The following is a 17256-nucleotide window of genomic DNA, read 5'->3' as shown; positions in this document are numbered from 1 at the left end:
GGGCTTTATGGCTCGTACTACACCGATTAATCGCTACCGTAACATCGGTATCGTTGCTCACGTGGATGCTGGTAAAACCACCACCACCGAGCGCGTCCTTTTTTACACTGGCAAAAGCCACAAGATGGGCGAAGTGCATGATGGCGCTGCGACCACTGACTGGATGGTTCAGGAGCAGGAGCGTGGTATTACCATTACTTCTGCTGCCATTACCGCCTTCTGGCAGGGTTCGGCCAAGCAGCACAAAGACCAATACCGCTTCAACGTCATCGATACCCCGGGTCACGTAGACTTCACCATTGAAGTTGAACGTTCCCTGCGTGTACTCGACGGCGCGGTCGTTGTGTTCTGCGGCACCTCCGGCGTTGAGCCTCAGTCCGAAACCGTATGGCGTCAAGCCAACAAGTACGGCGTTCCACGTATCGTTTACGTGAACAAGATGGACCGTGCCGGTGCGAACTTCCTGCGCGTGATCGCTCAGATCAAGCAGCGTCTGGGTCACACTCCGGTGCCTATCCAGCTGGCTATCGGTTCCGAAGACAACTTCCAGGGTCAGATCGATCTGATGACCATGGAAGCCGTTTACTGGAACGATGCCGACAAGGGTATGACTCCTCGTCGTGAAGCCATCCCTGCTGAACTGCAGGAGCTGGCTGAAGAGTGGCGCAACAACATGGTTGAGGCTGCGGCCGAAGCCAGCGAAGAGCTGATGAACAAGTACCTCGAAGGGGAAGAGCTCTCCATCGAGGAAATCAAGGGTGCTCTGCGTCAGCGTACTATCGCTGGTGAGATCGTTCTGGCTGTTTGCGGTTCTTCCTTCAAGAACAAGGGTGTTCCCCTGGTTCTCGACGCCGTTATCGACTACCTGCCTGCACCAACTGACATTCCTGCCATCAAGGGTACTGACCCGGATGACGAGGAAAAGCAGATGGAGCGTCATGCAGACGACAACGAGCCGTTCTCGGCTCTGGCGTTCAAAATCGCTACTGACCCATTCGTGGGTACCCTGACCTTCGTTCGTGTTTACTCGGGCGTGTTGGCCTCCGGCGACGGCGTGATCAACTCGGTCAAGGGCAAGAAAGAGCGTGTGGGTCGTATGGTGCAGATGCACGCAAACGCCCGTGAAGAGATCAAGGAAGTACGCGCTGGCGACATCGCGGCCTTGATCGGCATGAAGGACGTCACCACTGGTGAAACCTTGTGCAACGCTGACAAGCCAATCATCCTGGTTCGCATGGACTTCCCGGAGCCGGTTATTTCGGTTGCCGTAGAGCCTAAGACCAAGGATGACCAGGAAAAAATGGGTATCGCTCTGGGCAAACTTGCTCAGGAAGACCCGTCTTTCCGCGTCAAGACTGATGAAGAGACTGGTCAGACGATCATCTCTGGCATGGGCGAGTTGCACCTGGACATCCTGGTTGACCGGATGCGCCGTGAGTTCAACGTCGAAGCCAACATCGGTAAGCCTCAGGTTTCGTATCGTGAGCGCATCACGAAGAATTGCGAAATCGAAGGCAAGTTCGTTCGTCAGTCCGGTGGTCGTGGCCAGTTCGGTCATTGCTGGATTCGTTTTGCTCCTGCTGACGAAGGTCAGGAAGGTCTGCAATTCGTGAACGAAGTAGTGGGTGGTGTGGTTCCTAAGGAATACATCCCGGCTATCCAGAAGGGTATCGAAGAGCAGATGAAGAACGGCGTAGTTGCCGGCTATCCGCTGATCGGCCTGAAGGCTACCGTGTTTGATGGTTCTTACCACGACGTCGACTCGAACGAGATGGCGTTTAAGGTGGCTGCTTCCATGGCGACCAAGCAACTGGCCCAGAAGGGCGGTGGTGAGTTGCTCGAGCCGATCATGGCGGTAGAGGTTGTTACGCCTGAAGACTATATGGGTGACGTGATGGGCGACCTTAACCGTCGTCGCGGCATGATTCTGGGTATGGAAGACACGGTTTCCGGTAAGGTGATCCGTGCTGAAGTTCCGTTGGGCGAGATGTTCGGTTATGCGACCGACGTTCGTTCGATGTCCCAGGGTCGCGCAAGCTACTCTATGGAATTCAAAAAATACAATACGGCTCCGTCGCACATCGTCGAAACCGTTACCAAAAAACAAGGCTGATTCAGTCCTTTAGGCAAGGAGTTAATTGTCGTGGCTAAAGAAAAATTTGATCGTTCCCTACCGCACGTCAACGTTGGCACCATCGGTCACGTTGACCACGGTAAAACCACTCTGACCGCAGCTCTGACTCGCGTTTGCTCCGAAGTTTTCGGTTCCGCAATCGTTGATTTCGATAAAATCGACAGCGCTCCAGAAGAAAAAGCTCGTGGTATCACCATCAATACCGCGCACGTTGAGTACAACTCGAAGATCCGTCACTACGCTCACGTTGACTGCCCAGGTCACGCTGACTATGTGAAGAACATGATCACCGGTGCTGCCCAGATGGACGGCGCGATTCTGGTTTGCTCGGCCGCTGATGGTCCGATGCCACAAACCCGTGAGCACATCCTGCTGTCCCGTCAGGTAGGCGTTCCGTACATCGTGGTTTTCCTGAACAAGGCTGACCTGGTAGACGACGCTGAGCTGCTGGAGCTGGTCGAGATGGAAGTTCGCGACCTGCTGTCCACCTACGACTTCCCGGGCGATGACACTCCAATCATCATCGGTTCGGCTCGTATGGCGCTGGAAGGCAAAGACGACAACGAAATGGGCACCACTGCCGTTCGTAAACTGGTTGAAACTCTGGACAGCTACATCCCAGAACCAGAGCGCGCTATCGACAAGCCATTCCTGATGCCAATCGAAGACGTATTCTCGATCTCGGGTCGTGGTACTGTTGTGACTGGTCGTATCGAGCGCGGTATCGTTCGCGTTCAAGATGCACTGGAAATCGTTGGTCTGCGTGACACCACCACCACCACCTGCACCGGTGTTGAAATGTTCCGCAAGCTGCTCGACGAAGGTCGTGCTGGCGAGAACTGCGGCGTTCTGCTGCGTGGTACCAAGCGTGACGACGTTGAGCGTGGCCAGGTTCTGGTTAAGCCGGGTTCGGTTAAGCCGCACACCAAGTTCACCGCAGAAGTTTACGTTCTGAGCAAGGAAGAAGGCGGTCGTCACACTCCGTTCTTCAAAGGCTACCGTCCACAGTTCTACTTCCGTACTACTGACGTGACTGGTAACTGCCAGCTGCCAGAAGGCGTTGAAATGGTAATGCCAGGTGACAACATCCAGATGGAAGTTACCCTGATCAAGACCATCGCAATGGAAGACGGTCTGCGTTTCGCTATCCGTGAAGGCGGTCGTACCGTCGGCGCTGGCGTCGTAGCCAAAATCATCGAGTAAGCATCTCTTTTGAGATAGCTTCGATGCTTTGAAAAGCCCCCGCTCAGCGGGGGCTTTTTTATTGGGTTGACACCTATCTGGGGCGTCTATAGAATTGCGCCTCCTTTTAACGGGCGTATTGCGCTCGGTGGGAATAGCAGCCGGAGTCTGAAATCCAATGCAAAATCAGCAAATCCGTATCAGGTTGAAGGCTTTCGACCATCGCCTGATCGACCAATCAACCCAGGAAATCGTGGAAACCGCGAAACGTACTGGTGCTCAAGTGCGTGGTCCAATTCCACTGCCTACCCGTAAAGAGCGGTTCACCGTTCTGGTCTCCCCGCACGTCAACAAAGACGCGCGTGACCAGTACGAGATCCGTACTCATAAGCGCGTTCTGGACATCGTCCAGCCAACGGATAAAACCGTTGATGCTCTTATGAAGCTTGATCTTGCGGCCGGTGTGGAAGTGCAGATCAGCCTCGGCTAAGACTCGGTCTTAGTCGTGTAACGCTCTGAAATGGGCGGCCATAGCGGGTGAAAGCCCCGTACACTCATGAGGTTTACAACATGACTATTGGTGTAGTCGGTCGTAAATGCGGTATGACCCGTATTTTCACCGAAGAAGGTGTCTCCATTCCGGTCACGGTCATTGAGATCGAGCCGAATCGCGTCACCCAGTTCAAAACTGAAGAGACCGATGGCTATCGTGCAGTGCAAGTCACTGTCGGCGAGCGTCGTGCTTCGCGTGTAACAGCAGCTCAGGCTGGCCACTTCGCTAAAGCGAACGTTGCCGCTGGTCGTACCGTAATGGAATTCCGCCTTGAAGAAGGCGAGTACCAGGCCGGCGATCTGATCAACGCTGAAATCTTCGCCGCTGGTCAACTGGTTGATGTAACCGGTCAGTCCAAGGGTAAAGGCTTCCAGGGTACGATCAAGCGTTGGAATTTCCGCGGGCAAGATAACACCCACGGTAACTCCGTATCCCACCGCGTTCCAGGCTCTATCGGCCAGTGCCAGACTCCTGGTCGTGTATTCAAGGGCAAAAAAATGTCCGGTCATATGGGCGCTGAGCGCGTGACCGTGCAGTCCCTCGAAGTAGTGCGCGTGGACGCTGAACGCAATCTGTTGTTGGTCAAGGGCGCTGTTCCTGGCGCTACTGGCGGCAACTTGGTTGTACGTCCAGCAGCCAAGGCTCGCGGTTAAGGGGAAGCTGACATGCAATTAAATGTAAATGACGCTCAAGCGATCGAAGTTTCCGAACTGACATTTGGCGGCGAATTCAACGAGACGCTGGTTCACCAAGCAGTCGTGGCCTACATGGCCGGCGGCCGTCAGGGTTCCAAGCAGCAAAAGACCCGTTCCGACGTTCGTGGTGGCGGCAAGCGCCCATGGCGTCAGAAAGGTACTGGCCGTGCTCGTGCCGGTACTATCCGTAGCCCAATCTGGCGTGGCGGCGGTACCACTTTCGCAGCTCGTCCTCAGGATCACTCCCAGAAGCTGAACAAGAAGATGTATCGCGCAGCAATGCGTTCCATCCTTGCTGAGCTGGTGCGTACTGATCGTCTGGTCGTGGTTCAGGATTTCGCCGTTGAAACGCCGAAAACCAAAGACCTGCTGGGCAAGCTGAACAACATGAGCCTGACCGACGTTCTGATCGTGTCGGACGCTGTTGATCAGAACCTGTACCTGGCTGCTCGTAACCTGCCACACGTAGATGTACGTGACGTGCAAGGTTCCGATCCAGTTAGTCTGATCGCATACGACAAGGTGTTGATCACCGTGTCGGCCGTGAAGAAATTCGAGGAGCTGCTGGGATGAACCAGGAACGCGTATTTAAAGTTCTGCTTGGCCCGCACGTTTCCGAGAAGGCTACGGTTCTGGCAGACAAGAAAGGCCAGTTCGTTTTCAAGGTTGCTACTGACGCAACCAAGCTGGAAATCAAGAAGGCCGTCGAAAGCCTGTTCAGCGTGAAAGTAGAGCGTGTAACTACCCTGAATGTTCTGGGTAAGAGCAAGCGCACTGCTCGCGGTCTGGGCAAGCGTAATGACTGGAAGAAGGCAGTTATCTCCCTTCAGCCAGGCCAAGATCTCGATTTCAGCAGCAGTGCTGAGTAAGGAAGGGGTGCATCATGGCAATCGTTAAATGCAAACCGACTTCCCCTGGCCGCCGTTTTGTGGTCAAGGTGGTCAACCAGGAGCTGCATAAAGGCGCTCCTCACGCACCGCTGCTCGAGAAGAAATCGAAGACTGGTGGTCGTAACAACAATGGCCGTATTACCACTCGTCACATCGGTGGTGGTCATAAGCAGCATTACCGTATGGTCGATTTCCGTCGCAACGACAAAGATGGCATCGTCGCCACTGTCGAGCGTATCGAATACGATCCAAACCGTACTGCTCACATCGCACTGCTCTGCTACGCAGACGGCGAGCGCCGCTACATCATCGCCCCTAAAGGCGTGAGTGCTGGCGACCAGCTGATCGCAGGCGCTCTGGCTCCAATCAAGCCAGGCAACGCTCTGCAACTGCGCAACATTCCAGTCGGTTCTACCGTACACGGCATCGAACTGAAGCCAGGTAAAGGCGCACAGATCGCTCGTTCCGCTGGTGCTTCGGCTCAGCTGATCGCTCGTGAAGGCGTGTACGTTACCCTGCGTCTGCGTTCCGGTGAAATGCGTAAAGTCCTGGCTGAATGCCGTGCGACCCTGGGCGAAGTCTCGAACTCCGAGCACAGCCTGCGTTCGCTGGGTAAAGCCGGTGCCAAACGCTGGCGTGGCGTTCGCCCAACCGTTCGTGGTGTTGCCATGAACCCGGTTGACCACCCACATGGTGGTGGTGAAGGTCGTACCTCTGGTGGTCGTCATCCGGTATCGCCATGGGGCTTCCCGACTAAGGGCGCGAAGACTCGTGGTAATAAGCGTACCGACAAAATGATCGTCCGTCGTCGCAAGTAAATAGAGGGATACGACAGTGCCACGTTCTCTGAAAAAAGGTCCTTTTATCGATCTTCACCTACTGAAGAAGATCGAGGTGGCGGCGGAAAAGAACGATCGCAAACCGGTGAAAACCTGGTCGCGTCGTTCGATGATCCTGCCACAAATGGTCGGTCTGACCATCGCAGTACACAACGGTCGTCAGCACGTCCCAGTTCTCGTGAACGAAGACATGGTCGGCCACAAACTGGGCGAGTTCGCCGGTACCCGCACTTATCGCGGGCACGTGGCAGACAAGAAAGCCAAGCGTTAAGGGGTTAGGAAATGGAAGTAGCCGCTAAGTTGTCGGGCGCTCGAATCTCCGCCCAGAAAGCCCGCTTGGTCGCCGACCAGATCCGCGGGAAGAAGGTGGGCGAAGCGCTCAACCTGTTGGCTTTCAGCAGTAAGAAAGCCGCCGAGATCATGAAGAAAGTGCTGGAGTCGGCCGTAGCCAACGCCGAGCATAACGAAGGCGCAGACGTTGATGACCTGAAGGTCAGCACCGTTTTCGTCAACGAAGGGCGTTCGCTGAAGCGCATCATGCCACGTGCCAAAGGCCGTGCTGATCGCATCGTCAAGCGGTCTTGCCATATCACTGTCAAGGTTGCTGACAAGTAACGGAGTCGAAGAGATGGGTCAGAAAGTACATCCCATTGGCATTCGCCTGGGAATCGTCAAGGAGCACACCTCCGTCTGGTACGCAGACGGTCGGACTTATGCGGACTATTTGCTCGCAGATCTGAATGTGCGTGAGTACCTCCAAGACAAACTAAAAAGCGCGTCCGTAAGCCGTATAGATATCCATCGTCCGGCCCAAACTGCACGCATCACCATCCACACCGCTCGTCCAGGTATCGTTATCGGGAAGAAAGGTGAAGATGTTGAGAAACTGCGTCAGGACCTGACCAAGCAAATGGGTGTGCCTGTGCACATCAATATCGAAGAGATCCGCAAGCCGGAGCTCGACGGTATGCTGGTTGCGCAGAGCGTAGCTCAGCAGCTGGAGCGTCGCGTAATGTTCCGTCGTGCTATGAAGCGCGCCGTACAGAACGCCATGCGCATTGGTGCCAAAGGCATCAAAATCCAAGTGAGCGGTCGTCTCGGCGGTGCTGAAATCGCACGTACTGAATGGTATCGCGAAGGTCGTGTGCCATTGCACACCCTGCGTGCCGACATCGACTATGCCAACTACGAAGCTCACACCACTTACGGTGTGATCGGTGTAAAGGTTTGGATCTTCAAAGGCGAAGTAATTGGTGGTCGCCAAGAAGAACTGAAACCACAAGCACCAGCGCCTCGTAAAAAAGCTGCTAAGTAAGGGGTACGCCAAATGTTGCAACCAAAGCGTACGAAGTTCCGCAAGCAAATGACTGGTCACAACCGTGGCCTGGCATTGCGCGGTAGCAAAGTCAGCTTCGGCGAGTTCGCGCTGAAGTCTGTTGCTCGTGGTCGTCTCACCGCTCGTCAGATCGAGTCAGCGCGTCGTGCACTGACCCGTCACGTAAAACGTGGTGGCAAGATCTGGATCCGTGTATTCCCGGACAAGCCGATCTCCAAAAAGCCTCTCGAGGTTCGGATGGGTAAAGGTAAGGGTAACGTGGAATACTGGGTTGCCCAGATTCAGCCAGGCAAAGTCCTGTATGAAATCGAGGGTGTTTCTGAAGAGCTGGCGCGTGAGGCTTTCGCCCTGGCTGCTGCAAAGCTGCCGCTCGCCACCTCCTTTGTTAAACGGACGGTGATGTGATGAAAGCGAATGAACTTCGTGAAAAATCCGCACAGCAGCTGAACGAGCAACTGCTCGGCCTGCTGCGCGACCAGTTCAATCTGCGTATGCAGAAAGCAACTGGCCAGTTGGGGCAGTCTCATCTGCTCTCGCAAGTTAAGCGTGACATCGCTCGCGTGAAGACTGTGCTCAACCAGCAGGCAGGTAAGTAATCATGGCTGAAGCCGAAAAAACTGTCCGTACGCTGACTGGCCGTGTTGTCAGCGACAAGATGGACAAAACCATCACCGTTCTGATCGAGCGTCGCGTTAAGCACCCGATCTACGGTAAATACGTTAAGCGTTCGACTAAGCTGCACGCGCACGACGAAACCAATCAGTGCCACATCGGCGACAAAGTCACTATTCGTGAAACTCGTCCTTTGGCCAAGACCAAGTCTTGGGCGCTGGTTGATGTTCTCGAACGCGCTGTGGAAGTCTAAGGACTAGGGGTCGGAGAAATTATATGATTCAGACTCAATCCATGCTCGATGTGGCCGATAACAGCGGCGCTCGCCGCGTTATGTGCATCAAGGTGCTGGGTGGCTCCCATCGTCGTTACGCTGGTATCGGTGACATCATCAAAGTTACCGTCAAGGAAGCAATTCCTCGCGGTAAGGTGAAAAAAGGCCAAGTGATGACTGCTGTTGTAGTCCGCACTCGTCACGGCGTACGTCGTGCTGATGGCTCCATTATCCGCTTTGATGGCAACGCTGCTGTTCTGTTGAACAACAAGCAAGAGCCGATCGGCACCCGTATCTTTGGGCCAGTGACCCGTGAACTTCGTACTGAGAAGTTCATGAAGATCGTCTCGCTCGCCCCAGAAGTGCTGTAAGGAGATCCGACATGCAAAAGATTCGTCGTGACGACGAGATCATCGTGATCGCCGGTAAAGACAAAGGTAAGCGCGGTAAGGTGCTTAAGGTTCTCGCTAACAACCGTCTGGTTATTGGTGGTCTGAACCTGGTCAAGCGTCATACCAAGCCTAACCCGATGTCGGGCGTGCAGGGCGGTATCGTCGAAAAAGAAGCTCCACTGGATGCTTCTAACGTCGCCATTTTCAACAGCGAAACCAACAAGGCTGACCGCGTTGGTTTCAAAGTAGAAGACGGCAAGAAAATTCGTGTCTTCAAGTCGACCCAAAAAGCGGTTGATGCTTGAACACTGCTAGGTAGATGAGACCATGGCACGACTAAAAGAGATTTACCGGAAGGAAATTGCTCCGAAACTTAAGGAAGAACTTAAGCTTTCGAACGTGATGGAAGTTCCGCGCGTTACCAAAATCACCCTGAACATGGGTCTGGGCGAAGCGATCGGCGACAAAAAAGTCATCGAGCACGCTGTTGCTGACCTGGAAAAGATCACCGGCCAGAAAGTCGTTGTGACCTACGCTCGCAAATCCATCGCTGGCTTTAAAGTCCGTGAAGGTTGGCCGATCGGCGTCAAAGTGACCCTGCGCCGTGAGCGTATGTACGAGTTCCTGGATCGTCTGCTGTCGATCTCCCTGCCTCGGGTTCGCGACTTCCGCGGCCTGAATGCCAAGTCCTTCGATGGTCGTGGCAACTACAGCATGGGCGTGAAAGAGCAGATCATCTTCCCGGAAATCGACTACGACAAGATCGATGCTCTCCGCGGTCTGGACATCACCCTGACCACCACTGCCAAGAACGATGATGAAGGCCGCGCTCTGCTGCGTGCGTTCAAATTCCCGTTCCGCAACTGATTGGAGTAGGACCATGGCCAAGATGAGCATGAAAAACCGCGAGCTGAAGCGTCAGCTCACGGTTGCCAAGTACGCCAAGAAGCGTGCAGCACTGAAAGCTATCATCGTTGATCTGAACGCAAGTCCAGAAGCGCGTTGGGAAGCTACAGTAGCCCTGCAGAAGCAGCCACGTGACGCAAGCGCTTCGCGCATGCGTAACCGCTGCCGCCTGACCGGTCGTCCACACGGCGTTTACCGCAAGTTCGGCCTCGGCCGTAACAAGCTGCGTGAAGCTGCCATGCGTGGTGACGTACCGGGTCTGGTTAAAGCCAGCTGGTAAGTACTGTCAAAGTCTCGGTGTCCAGGATCGCAAGATCCTGACCACCGGTGGCCTTGAATCTGGATCAAGCCCCTTTTGGGGCTTGATTCATTTCTGGGGTGTGTCTAGAATACCCGGCTCGCCTGAGCCCGTGTTTTTCATGCCCGGAGATTCTCGGCGACACGTAATAGCCGCAAGGCTAATTTTTTTGTATTAGGAGCGTCTAGCCCATGAGTATGCAGGACCCGTTAGCGGACATGCTAACTCGTATCCGTAATGCCCAGATGGCTGAAAAGTCCGTCGTAAGCATGCCATCTTCCACGTTGAAGGTAGCTGTTGCCAAAGTCCTGAAGGACGAAGGTTACATTGCGGGTTATCAGATCAGCAGCGAAATCAAACCACTGCTGTCCATCGAGCTGAAGTACTTCGAAGGCCGTCCGGTTATCGAAGAAGTGAAGCGCGTTAGCCGTCCAGGCCTGCGTCAGTACAAGTCCGTCGATGATCTGCCGAAAGTTCGTGGCGGTCTCGGTGTGTCTATCGTCTCCACCAACAAGGGTGTGATGACTGATCGTGCTGCGCGCGCTGCCGGTGTCGGCGGCGAAGTTCTTTGCACTGTGTTCTAAGGGGGGATAAGCATGTCTCGCGTCGCTAAGAACCCCGTTAAGCTGCCAGCCGGTGTCGAAGTAAAATTCGCAGGCCAACAGCTTTCGGTGAAGGGTGCCAAGGGCACTCTCGAACTGAACATCCATTCGTCCGTTGAGATCGTTGAAGAAGCTGGTGAGCTGCGTTTCGCTGCTCGCAATGGCGATCAACAGACTCGCGCAATGGCTGGTACCACTCGTGCGTTGGTAAACAACATGGTCCAAGGCGTAAGCCAAGGCTTCGAGCGCAAGCTCCAGCTGGTCGGTGTTGGTTACAAAGCGCAAGCAAAAGGCACAGTGCTGAACCTGGCTCTTGGCTTCTCGCACCCAGTGGATTACGAACTGCCGGAAGGCATCACCGCTGAGACTCCTAGCCAGACCGATATCCTGATCAAGGGCATCGACAAGCAGCTGGTAGGTCAAGTGGCCGCCGAGATCCGCGACTTCCGTCCACCAGAGCCGTACAAAGGCAAAGGTGTGCGCTACGCGGACGAAGTCGTCCGTCGTAAAGAAGCCAAGAAGAAGTAGGGCATAGCAAATGACCGACAAAAAAGTTACTCGACTGCGTCGCGCTCGCAAAGCACGCCTGAAAATGCACGAACTCGAAGTCGTGCGTCTCTGCGTGTTCCGCTCTTCGCAGCACATCTACGCCCAGGTCATTTCGGCCGACGGCAACAAAGTCCTGGCAAGCGCCTCGACTTTGGATAAAGAACTGCGTGATGGTGCCACCGGCAACATCGACGCGGCCACTAAGGTTGGCCAGCTGGTCGCTACGCGTGCTAAGGCCGCTGGCGTCTCGCAGGTGGCTTTCGACCGCTCTGGCTTCAAGTACCACGGCCGCGTTAAAGCGCTGGCTGATGCTGCTCGTGAAGCTGGGCTGGAGTTCTAAGTTATGTCAAATAACGACCAAAAGCGCGACGAAGGCTACATCGAGAAGCTGGTTCAAGTTAACCGCGTAGCCAAAACCGTTAAAGGCGGCCGTATCTTCACTTTCACCGCGTTGACCGTGGTTGGTGATGGTAAGGGCCGTGTTGGCTTCGGCCGTGGCAAGTCGCGTGAAGTGCCTGCTGCGATCCAGAAGGCAATGGAAGCTGCTCGCCGCAACATGATCCAGGTTGATCTGAACGGCACCACCCTGCAGTACGCAATGAAGTCCGCTCACGGCGCTTCGAAGGTGTACATGCAGCCTGCTTCTGAAGGTACCGGTATCATCGCTGGCGGCGCTATGCGTGCTGTCCTCGAAGTTGCTGGCGTTCAGAACGTTCTGGCCAAGTGCTACGGCTCGACTAACCCGGTAAACGTGGTTCACGCCACTTTCAAGGGTTTGAAAGCAATGCAGTCTCCTGAATCCATTGCCGCCAAGCGTGGCAAAAGCGTCAAGGAGATCTTCTGATCATGGCTACCGTTAAAGTTACGCTGATCAAAAGCATGACCGGCCGCATCCCTAACCACAAACTGTGCGTTAAGGGTCTGGGTCTGCGTCGCATCGGTCACACTGTAGAAGTCCAGGATACTCCCGAGAATCGCGGGATGATCAACAAGGCTTACTACATGCTGCGTGTCGAGGGTTAATCGATGAAACTCAATGATCTGAGTCCAGCGCCGGGTTCCCGTCGCGAAAAGCATCGTCCGGGCCGTGGTATCGGTAGTGGTTTGGGTAAGACTGGTGGCCGTGGTCACAAAGGTCAGACCTCTCGCTCCGGTGGCACCATTGCTCCAGGCTTTGAAGGCGGTCAACAGCCGCTGCATCGTCGCCTGCCGAAGTTCGGTTTCGTTTCCCTGAAAGCCATGGATCGCGCAGAAGTGCGTCTGTCCGAGCTGGCTAAAGTGGAAGGCGACATCGTCACCGTGCAGTCCCTGAAAGATGCCAACGTGATCAACGTCAACGTACAGCGTGTGAAAATCATGCTGTCCGGTGAAGTGACTCGCGCTGTCACTATCGGCAAGGGAATCGGCGCCACCAAAGGTGCGCGTGCGGCTATCGAAGCAGCTGGCGGCAAGTTCGAGGAATAAATGGCTAAGCAAGGTGCTCTCTCTGCGCTCGGCAAAGGCGGTATGTCTGAACTCTGGGCTCGTCTGCGTTTTCTGTTCCTGGCGATTATCGTCTACCGAATAGGCGCACACATCCCGGTTCCAGGTATCAACCCGGACCGACTCGCGGACCTGTTTCGACAGAATGAGGGGACCATTCTTAGCTTGTTCAACATGTTTTCCGGCGGCGCGCTGGAACGGATGAGCATCTTTGCACTGGGGATCATGCCGTACATCTCGGCATCGATCATCATGCAACTGATGACCGCCGTCAGCCCGCAGCTGGAGCAGTTGAAGAAGGAAGGTGAAGCTGGCCGTCGCAAGATAAGCCAGTACACCCGCTACGGCACTGTCGTCCTCGCTCTCGTCCAGGCCATTGGCATGTCCATTGGTCTGGCGGGGCAGGGCGTTTCGTTCACTGCTGACTTCAGCTTTCATTTCGTTGCGGTAACCACATTTGTGGCGGGCGCGATGTTCATGATGTGGCTGGGTGAGCAGATCACTGAGCGTGGTGTAGGCAACGGTATCTCGATGTTGATCTTCGCAGGTATCGTCGCCGGTCTTCCGAGAGCGATCGGGCAGTCTTTCGAGTCTGCACGTCAGGGTGATATCAACATCTTCGCCCTGGTTGCCATCGGTTTGCTGGCAGTAGCGATTATCGGTTTCGTGGTGTTCATTGAGCGTGGTCAGCGTCGTATTGCTGTTCACTACGCCAAGCGTCAGCAGGGCCGCAAGGTCTTCGCTGCGCAGACCAGCCACTTGCCGCTGAAGGTGAACATGGCCGGTGTTATTCCGGCTATTTTCGCGAGCAGCATTTTGCTGTTCCCGGCTTCGTTGGGTGCCTGGTTCGGTCAGTCTGAAGGTATGGGCTGGTTGCAGGACATCTCGCAGTCGATCGCTCCTGGTCAGCCGTTGAATATTCTGCTGTTTAGTGCAGGGATTATTTTCTTCTGCTTCTTCTATACGGCGTTGATGTTCAATCCGAAAGACGTAGCGGAAAACCTGAAGAAGTCCGGTGCCTTTATTCCGGGTATCCGTCCAGGTGAGCAGTCTGCGCGCTACATTGATGGCGTTCTGACTCGCTTGACCATGTTCGGTGCTCTTTACATGACGGCCGTCTGCCTGTTGCCCCAGTTCCTGGTGGTTGCAGCGAACGTACCGTTCTACCTTGGCGGGACCTCGTTGCTGATCGTCGTCGTGGTTGTGATGGACTTCATGTCCCAAGTACAATCGCACCTCGTTTCGCACCAGTACGAATCCCTGATGAAGAAAGCCAACCTGAAGGGTTACGGCAGCGGCATGCTGCGCTGACCCATAAGGTTCGAGGAGTTGGTGATGAAAGTTCGTGCATCGGTGAAAAAGCTGTGCCGTAACTGCAAGATTATTCGCCGCGAAGGTGTTGTTCGAGTAATTTGCAGCGCGGAACCGCGTCACAAACAGCGCCAAGGCTGAGTGTGATTGTGCTTCAAGCCCGGCAGCTAGTGCGCTGCCGGGTTGATTATTTGTTATTACAGCGATATTATCTCGCGCCCTATTTCTTGGCTTCCGGGGCGTAGGTAGCTGTCAATTGGAGTCCCACTGAATGGCCCGTATTGCAGGCGTTAACATTCCAGATAACAAGCATACTGTTATCTCGCTGACCTACATCTATGGTGTTGGTCGCACTACTGCACAGAAAATTTGTGCAGAGACTGGGGTAAACCCAGCAGCAAAGATCAAAGATCTGAGCGACGAGCAGATTGAACAGCTGCGTGGCGAAGTGGCGAAGTTCACCACTGAAGGTGACCTGCGTCGCGAAATCAACATGAAAATCAAGCGCTTGATGGACCTCGGTTGCTATCGCGGTCTGCGTCATCGTCGCGGTCTTCCAGTGCGCGGTCAGCGTACCAAGACCAACGCGCGTACCCGTAAAGGTCCGCGTAAGCCGATCCGCAAGTAATCGCCCCAGCGAATCGACAGGAATTTAATCATGGCAAAACCTGCTGCTCGTCCTCGTAAAAAAGTTAAAAAGACAGTGGTTGATGGCATCGCCCACATCCATGCATCTTTTAACAACACCATCGTGACCATCACCGACCGTCAAGGTAACGCTCTTTCCTGGGCTACCTCCGGTGGTTCGGGTTTCCGCGGTTCCCGCAAGTCCACCCCGTTTGCTGCTCAGGTAGCTGCTGAACGTGCTGGTCAAGCTGCGCTGGAATACGGCCTGAAAAACCTCGACGTCAACGTCAAAGGTCCAGGTCCAGGTCGTGAATCCGCAGTCCGCGCTTTGAACGGCTGTGGCTACAAGATCGCCAGCATCACCGACGTGACGCCAATCCCGCACAACGGGTGCCGTCCGCCGAAGAAGCGCCGCGTGTAATCCAGGAGATTGTAAAGAATGGCTCGTTACATTGGTCCAAAATGCAAACTCGCTCGTCGCGAAGGCACCGATCTCTTCCTGAAGAGCGGCGTGCGCGCGATCGAATCGAAGTGCAACATTGAAGCAGCACCTGGTATCCACGGCCAACGCCGCGGTCGCCAGTCCGACTACGGCACCCAACTGCGTGAAAAGCAGAAGGTCCGTCGTATCTACGGCGTTCTCGAGCGTCAATTCAGCGGCTACTACAAAGAAGCTGCTGGCAAGAAAGGTGCAACCGGTGAGAACCTGCTGCAACTGCTCGAATGCCGTCTGGACAACGTTGTATACCGTATGGGCTTTGGTTCGACTCGCGCCGAATCCCGTCAGCTGGTATCGCACAAGTCGATCAGCGTAAACGGTCAGACCGTTAACGTACCGTCCTACCAGGTTCGTGCTGGTGACGTGGTTGCTGTTCGCGAGAAAGCAAAAAATCAACTTCGCATTGTCCAAGCTCTCGATCTGTGTGCCCAACGTGGCCGCGTAGAATGGGTAGAAGTAGACACTGAGAAGAAGTCGGGCGTTTTCAAGAACGTTCCAGCTCGCAGTGATCTGTCCGCCGACATCAACGAAAGCCTGATTGTCGAGCTCTACTCCAAGTAAGGGCTAGAAAATAGGTGCATCCATGCAGATTTCGGTAAATGAGTTCCTGACACCCCGCCACATTGATGTGCAGGTTGTCAGTCCAACCCGCGCCAAGATCACTCTCGAGCCTCTCGAGCGTGGTTTTGGCCATACCCTGGGCAACGCGCTGCGCCGCATCCTGTTGTCCTCAATGCCCGGCTGTGCAGTAGTCGAGGCCGAGATTGACGGTGTGCTCCACGAGTACAGCGCCATCGAAGGTGTACAGGAAGACGTCATTGAAATCCTGTTGAACCTTAAAGGTCTGGCTATCAAGCTGCACGGTCGTGACGAAGTTACGCTGACCTTGTCGAAGAAGGGTTCGGGGGTGGTTACCGCTGCCGATATTCAGCTGGATCATGATGTCGAGATCGTTAATCCCGATCACGTAATCGCTAACCTGGCGTCTAACGGCGCCCTGAACATGAAGCTCGTAGTAGCTCGTGGTCGTGGTTATGAACCGGCAGACTCGCGTCAGAGCGATGAAGACGAAAGCCGCAGCATCGGTCGCTTGCAGCTTGACTCTTCGTTCAGCCCGGTTCGCCGTATCGCATACGTGGTGGAAAACGCCCGTGTCGAGCAGCGTACTAACCTGGACAAGCTGGTTATTGATCTGGAAACCAACGGTACTCTGGATCCTGAAGAGGCTATTCGCCGCGCTGCAACCATCCTGCAACAGCAGTTGGCTGCGTTCGTCGACCTCAAGGGTGACAGTGAGCCAGTGGTTGTCGAGCAGGAAGACGAGATCGATCCGATCCTGCTTCGCCCGGTTGACGATCTGGAACTGACTGTACGTTCGGCTAACTGCCTTAAGGCGGAAAACATTTACTACATCGGTGACCTGATTCAGCGTACCGAAGTGGAACTGTTGAAGACTCCGAACCTGGGCAAGAAATCCTTGACTGAAATCAAGGACGTTCTGGCCTCCCGCGGTCTGTCCCTCGGCATGCGCCTCGACAACTGGCCGCCTGCAAGTCTTAAGAAGGACGACAAGGCGACTGCCTGATCGTCGTAATCACCGAACGTAGTGTTTGGTAAGGAATGAACCATGCGTCATCGTAAAAGTGGTCGTCACCTGAGCCGCACCAGCTCGCACCGCAAGGCCATGTTCCAAAACATGGCGGTGTCGCTGTTCGAGCACGAGCTGATCAAAACGACTCTGCCAAAAGCCAAAGAACTGCGCCGCGTTGCCGAGCCGCTGATCACTCTGGCCAAGACAGACAGCGTTGCTAACCGTCGTCTGGCTTTCGACCGTACTCGTTCGAAAGCTATCGTTGGTAAGCTCTTCAACGACCTGGGCAAGCGTTACGCTACCCGTGAGGGTGGCTACCTGCGCATCCTCAAGTGCGGTTTCCGCGCTGGCGACAACGCGCCTATGGCGTACGTCGAGTTGGTTGATCGTGCTACTGCTGGCGAAGCTGTATCCGCCGAGTAAGACGTCAGTCTGAAACAAGGAACCGGGCCTAGTGCCCGGTTTTTTGTGCCTGTAAGAAACG

At 54.8% G+C, this 17256-nt stretch carries 30 protein-coding genes; all 30 read left to right on the top strand.

Annotation, left to right across the window (positions count from 1 at the left end; genetic code table 11):
* Positions 1-7 precede the first annotated feature (7 nt).
* Positions 8-2113 (top strand): elongation factor G, encoded by a 2106-nt coding sequence (gene fusA, locus BSF40_RS15860; RefSeq protein ID WP_057400627.1) that lies wholly within the window; start codon positions 8-10, stop codon positions 2111-2113.
* Positions 2114-2143: 30 nt separating this feature from the next.
* On the top strand, positions 2144-3337 hold the full coding sequence (tuf, locus tag BSF40_RS15855) for an elongation factor Tu (protein WP_008053875.1): 1194 nt from the start codon (positions 2144-2146) through the stop codon (positions 3335-3337).
* A 157-nt stretch (positions 3338-3494) separates the two neighbouring features.
* Entirely contained in the window at positions 3495-3806 is a 312-nt protein-coding gene (rpsJ, locus tag BSF40_RS15850; protein WP_003186070.1) for a 30S ribosomal protein S10, read from the top strand.
* Between the two features lie 80 nt (positions 3807-3886).
* On the top strand, positions 3887-4522 hold the full coding sequence (rplC, locus tag BSF40_RS15845) for a 50S ribosomal protein L3 (RefSeq protein ID WP_003186059.1): 636 nt from the start codon (positions 3887-3889) through the stop codon (positions 4520-4522).
* A gap of 12 nt (positions 4523-4534) precedes the next feature.
* A complete protein-coding gene (gene rplD / locus BSF40_RS15840) occupies positions 4535-5137 on the top strand; it encodes a 50S ribosomal protein L4 (protein ID WP_003228735.1) in 603 nt (200 codons plus the stop codon).
* On the top strand, positions 5134-5433 hold the full coding sequence (rplW, locus tag BSF40_RS15835) for a 50S ribosomal protein L23 (RefSeq protein WP_002555488.1): 300 nt from the start codon (positions 5134-5136) through the stop codon (positions 5431-5433). Before rplD ends, rplW begins: the two co-directional genes overlap by 4 nt.
* Positions 5434-5447: 14 nt before the next feature.
* Positions 5448-6272, top strand: coding sequence for a 50S ribosomal protein L2 (rplB, locus tag BSF40_RS15830; protein ID WP_003228734.1), 825 nt, complete (start codon positions 5448-5450; stop codon positions 6270-6272).
* A gap of 16 nt (positions 6273-6288) precedes the next feature.
* Positions 6289-6564, top strand: coding sequence for a 30S ribosomal protein S19 (gene rpsS / locus BSF40_RS15825; protein WP_002555486.1), 276 nt, complete (start codon positions 6289-6291; stop codon positions 6562-6564).
* 11 nt (positions 6565-6575) lie between these two features.
* Positions 6576-6908: a 50S ribosomal protein L22 gene (rplV, locus tag BSF40_RS15820; protein WP_003103908.1), complete on the top strand. Its 333-nt coding sequence runs from the start codon at positions 6576-6578 to the stop codon at positions 6906-6908.
* A gap of 13 nt (positions 6909-6921) precedes the next feature.
* Positions 6922-7608, top strand: a complete 687-nt coding sequence (gene rpsC, locus BSF40_RS15815; protein WP_007970424.1) for a 30S ribosomal protein S3 — start codon at positions 6922-6924, stop codon at positions 7606-7608.
* A gap of 12 nt (positions 7609-7620) precedes the next feature.
* A complete protein-coding gene (rplP, locus tag BSF40_RS15810; RefSeq protein WP_003228729.1) occupies positions 7621-8034 on the top strand; it encodes a 50S ribosomal protein L16 in 414 nt (137 codons plus the stop codon).
* Positions 8034-8225 (top strand): 50S ribosomal protein L29, encoded by a 192-nt coding sequence (gene rpmC, locus BSF40_RS15805; RefSeq protein ID WP_002555481.1) that lies wholly within the window; start codon positions 8034-8036, stop codon positions 8223-8225. Before rplP ends, rpmC begins: the two co-directional genes overlap by 1 nt.
* Before the next feature lie 2 nt (positions 8226-8227).
* Positions 8228-8494 (top strand): 30S ribosomal protein S17, encoded by a 267-nt coding sequence (gene rpsQ / locus BSF40_RS15800; protein WP_003176419.1) that lies wholly within the window; start codon positions 8228-8230, stop codon positions 8492-8494.
* A 23-nt stretch (positions 8495-8517) separates the two neighbouring features.
* On the top strand, positions 8518-8886 hold the full coding sequence (gene rplN, locus BSF40_RS15795) for a 50S ribosomal protein L14 (protein ID WP_002555479.1): 369 nt from the start codon (positions 8518-8520) through the stop codon (positions 8884-8886).
* Positions 8887-8897: 11 nt separating this feature from the next.
* Entirely contained in the window at positions 8898-9212 is a 315-nt protein-coding gene (gene rplX / locus BSF40_RS15790; RefSeq protein ID WP_095059509.1) for a 50S ribosomal protein L24, read from the top strand.
* A 22-nt stretch (positions 9213-9234) separates the two neighbouring features.
* On the top strand, positions 9235-9774 hold the full coding sequence (rplE, locus tag BSF40_RS15785) for a 50S ribosomal protein L5 (protein WP_003210069.1): 540 nt from the start codon (positions 9235-9237) through the stop codon (positions 9772-9774).
* A gap of 13 nt (positions 9775-9787) precedes the next feature.
* Positions 9788-10093 carry a 30S ribosomal protein S14 gene (gene rpsN / locus BSF40_RS15780; protein ID WP_003176414.1) on the top strand — a complete coding sequence of 102 codons (306 nt, stop codon included), beginning with the start codon at positions 9788-9790 and terminating at the stop codon, positions 10091-10093.
* A gap of 209 nt (positions 10094-10302) precedes the next feature.
* Positions 10303-10695: a 30S ribosomal protein S8 gene (gene rpsH, locus BSF40_RS15775; protein ID WP_003186040.1), complete on the top strand. Its 393-nt coding sequence runs from the start codon at positions 10303-10305 to the stop codon at positions 10693-10695.
* A gap of 12 nt (positions 10696-10707) precedes the next feature.
* Positions 10708-11241 (top strand): 50S ribosomal protein L6, encoded by a 534-nt coding sequence (gene rplF / locus BSF40_RS15770; protein ID WP_003176412.1) that lies wholly within the window; start codon positions 10708-10710, stop codon positions 11239-11241.
* A 10-nt stretch (positions 11242-11251) separates the two neighbouring features.
* Complete coding sequence (gene rplR / locus BSF40_RS15765; RefSeq protein ID WP_003186037.1) at positions 11252-11602, top strand: 50S ribosomal protein L18; 351 nt, start codon at positions 11252-11254, stop codon at positions 11600-11602.
* 3 nt (positions 11603-11605) lie between these two features.
* A complete protein-coding gene (rpsE, locus tag BSF40_RS15760) occupies positions 11606-12106 on the top strand; it encodes a 30S ribosomal protein S5 (protein WP_003186035.1) in 501 nt (166 codons plus the stop codon).
* Between the two features lie 2 nt (positions 12107-12108).
* Positions 12109-12285: a 50S ribosomal protein L30 gene (rpmD, locus tag BSF40_RS15755; RefSeq protein WP_003176408.1), complete on the top strand. Its 177-nt coding sequence runs from the start codon at positions 12109-12111 to the stop codon at positions 12283-12285.
* Positions 12286-12288: 3 nt separating this feature from the next.
* Positions 12289-12726, top strand: a complete 438-nt coding sequence (rplO, locus tag BSF40_RS15750) for a 50S ribosomal protein L15 (protein ID WP_003228720.1) — start codon at positions 12289-12291, stop codon at positions 12724-12726.
* On the top strand, positions 12727-14055 hold the full coding sequence (gene secY, locus BSF40_RS15745) for a preprotein translocase subunit SecY (protein ID WP_015097035.1): 1329 nt from the start codon (positions 12727-12729) through the stop codon (positions 14053-14055).
* 24 nt (positions 14056-14079) lie between these two features.
* Positions 14080-14196, top strand: a complete 117-nt coding sequence (gene rpmJ, locus BSF40_RS15740) for a 50S ribosomal protein L36 (RefSeq protein ID WP_002555468.1) — start codon at positions 14080-14082, stop codon at positions 14194-14196.
* A 130-nt stretch (positions 14197-14326) separates the two neighbouring features.
* Complete coding sequence (rpsM, locus tag BSF40_RS15735; protein WP_009045849.1) at positions 14327-14683, top strand: 30S ribosomal protein S13; 357 nt, start codon at positions 14327-14329, stop codon at positions 14681-14683.
* A gap of 30 nt (positions 14684-14713) precedes the next feature.
* Positions 14714-15103, top strand: coding sequence for a 30S ribosomal protein S11 (rpsK, locus tag BSF40_RS15730; protein WP_002555466.1), 390 nt, complete (start codon positions 14714-14716; stop codon positions 15101-15103).
* 18 nt (positions 15104-15121) lie between these two features.
* Positions 15122-15742 carry a 30S ribosomal protein S4 gene (rpsD, locus tag BSF40_RS15725; protein ID WP_003176404.1) on the top strand — a complete coding sequence of 207 codons (621 nt, stop codon included), beginning with the start codon at positions 15122-15124 and terminating at the stop codon, positions 15740-15742.
* Between the two features lie 22 nt (positions 15743-15764).
* Complete coding sequence (gene rpoA / locus BSF40_RS15720) at positions 15765-16766, top strand: DNA-directed RNA polymerase subunit alpha (protein WP_007970428.1); 1002 nt, start codon at positions 15765-15767, stop codon at positions 16764-16766.
* Between the two features lie 42 nt (positions 16767-16808).
* Entirely contained in the window at positions 16809-17195 is a 387-nt protein-coding gene (gene rplQ / locus BSF40_RS15715) for a 50S ribosomal protein L17 (RefSeq protein WP_007970429.1), read from the top strand.
* Positions 17196-17256 lie beyond the last annotated feature (61 nt).

The sequence above is a fragment of the Pseudomonas sp. ACN5 genome, from assembly GCF_002303975.1.
Lineage (GTDB): Bacteria > Pseudomonadota > Gammaproteobacteria > Pseudomonadales > Pseudomonadaceae > Aquipseudomonas > Aquipseudomonas laurylsulfatiphila.
The sequence above is the reverse complement of the archived record's forward strand: the minus strand, read 5'-3'. Positions and strand labels throughout refer to the sequence as shown.

What these genes read in the sequence shown, in the direction of transcription:
- fusA (WP_057400627.1), top strand. Translation starts at nt 8, where the DNA reads ATGGCTCGTACTACACCGATTAATCGCTACCGTAACATCGGTATCGTT.
- rpsJ (WP_003186070.1), top strand. Translation starts at nt 3,495, where the DNA reads ATGCAAAATCAGCAAATCCGTATCAGGTTGAAGGCTTTCGACCATCGC.
- rplC (WP_003186059.1), top strand. Translation starts at nt 3,887, where the DNA reads ATGACTATTGGTGTAGTCGGTCGTAAATGCGGTATGACCCGTATTTTC.
- rplD (WP_003228735.1), top strand. Translation starts at nt 4,535, where the DNA reads ATGCAATTAAATGTAAATGACGCTCAAGCGATCGAAGTTTCCGAACTG.
- rplW (WP_002555488.1), top strand. Translation starts at nt 5,134, where the DNA reads ATGAACCAGGAACGCGTATTTAAAGTTCTGCTTGGCCCGCACGTTTCC.
- rplB (WP_003228734.1), top strand. Translation starts at nt 5,448, where the DNA reads ATGGCAATCGTTAAATGCAAACCGACTTCCCCTGGCCGCCGTTTTGTG.
- rplV (WP_003103908.1), top strand. Translation starts at nt 6,576, where the DNA reads ATGGAAGTAGCCGCTAAGTTGTCGGGCGCTCGAATCTCCGCCCAGAAA.
- rpsC (WP_007970424.1), top strand. Translation starts at nt 6,922, where the DNA reads ATGGGTCAGAAAGTACATCCCATTGGCATTCGCCTGGGAATCGTCAAG.
- rplP (WP_003228729.1), top strand. Translation starts at nt 7,621, where the DNA reads ATGTTGCAACCAAAGCGTACGAAGTTCCGCAAGCAAATGACTGGTCAC.
- rpmC (WP_002555481.1), top strand. Translation starts at nt 8,034, where the DNA reads ATGAAAGCGAATGAACTTCGTGAAAAATCCGCACAGCAGCTGAACGAG.
- rpsQ (WP_003176419.1), top strand. Translation starts at nt 8,228, where the DNA reads ATGGCTGAAGCCGAAAAAACTGTCCGTACGCTGACTGGCCGTGTTGTC.
- rplN (WP_002555479.1), top strand. Translation starts at nt 8,518, where the DNA reads ATGATTCAGACTCAATCCATGCTCGATGTGGCCGATAACAGCGGCGCT.
- rplX (WP_095059509.1), top strand. Translation starts at nt 8,898, where the DNA reads ATGCAAAAGATTCGTCGTGACGACGAGATCATCGTGATCGCCGGTAAA.
- rplE (WP_003210069.1), top strand. Translation starts at nt 9,235, where the DNA reads ATGGCACGACTAAAAGAGATTTACCGGAAGGAAATTGCTCCGAAACTT.
- rpsN (WP_003176414.1), top strand. Translation starts at nt 9,788, where the DNA reads ATGGCCAAGATGAGCATGAAAAACCGCGAGCTGAAGCGTCAGCTCACG.
- rpsH (WP_003186040.1), top strand. Translation starts at nt 10,303, where the DNA reads ATGAGTATGCAGGACCCGTTAGCGGACATGCTAACTCGTATCCGTAAT.
- rplF (WP_003176412.1), top strand. Translation starts at nt 10,708, where the DNA reads ATGTCTCGCGTCGCTAAGAACCCCGTTAAGCTGCCAGCCGGTGTCGAA.
- rplR (WP_003186037.1), top strand. Translation starts at nt 11,252, where the DNA reads ATGACCGACAAAAAAGTTACTCGACTGCGTCGCGCTCGCAAAGCACGC.
- rpsE (WP_003186035.1), top strand. Translation starts at nt 11,606, where the DNA reads ATGTCAAATAACGACCAAAAGCGCGACGAAGGCTACATCGAGAAGCTG.
- rpmD (WP_003176408.1), top strand. Translation starts at nt 12,109, where the DNA reads ATGGCTACCGTTAAAGTTACGCTGATCAAAAGCATGACCGGCCGCATC.
- rplO (WP_003228720.1), top strand. Translation starts at nt 12,289, where the DNA reads ATGAAACTCAATGATCTGAGTCCAGCGCCGGGTTCCCGTCGCGAAAAG.
- secY (WP_015097035.1), top strand. Translation starts at nt 12,727, where the DNA reads ATGGCTAAGCAAGGTGCTCTCTCTGCGCTCGGCAAAGGCGGTATGTCT.
- rpmJ (WP_002555468.1), top strand. Translation starts at nt 14,080, where the DNA reads ATGAAAGTTCGTGCATCGGTGAAAAAGCTGTGCCGTAACTGCAAGATT.
- rpsM (WP_009045849.1), top strand. Translation starts at nt 14,327, where the DNA reads ATGGCCCGTATTGCAGGCGTTAACATTCCAGATAACAAGCATACTGTT.
- rpsK (WP_002555466.1), top strand. Translation starts at nt 14,714, where the DNA reads ATGGCAAAACCTGCTGCTCGTCCTCGTAAAAAAGTTAAAAAGACAGTG.
- rpsD (WP_003176404.1), top strand. Translation starts at nt 15,122, where the DNA reads ATGGCTCGTTACATTGGTCCAAAATGCAAACTCGCTCGTCGCGAAGGC.
- rpoA (WP_007970428.1), top strand. Translation starts at nt 15,765, where the DNA reads ATGCAGATTTCGGTAAATGAGTTCCTGACACCCCGCCACATTGATGTG.
- rplQ (WP_007970429.1), top strand. Translation starts at nt 16,809, where the DNA reads ATGCGTCATCGTAAAAGTGGTCGTCACCTGAGCCGCACCAGCTCGCAC.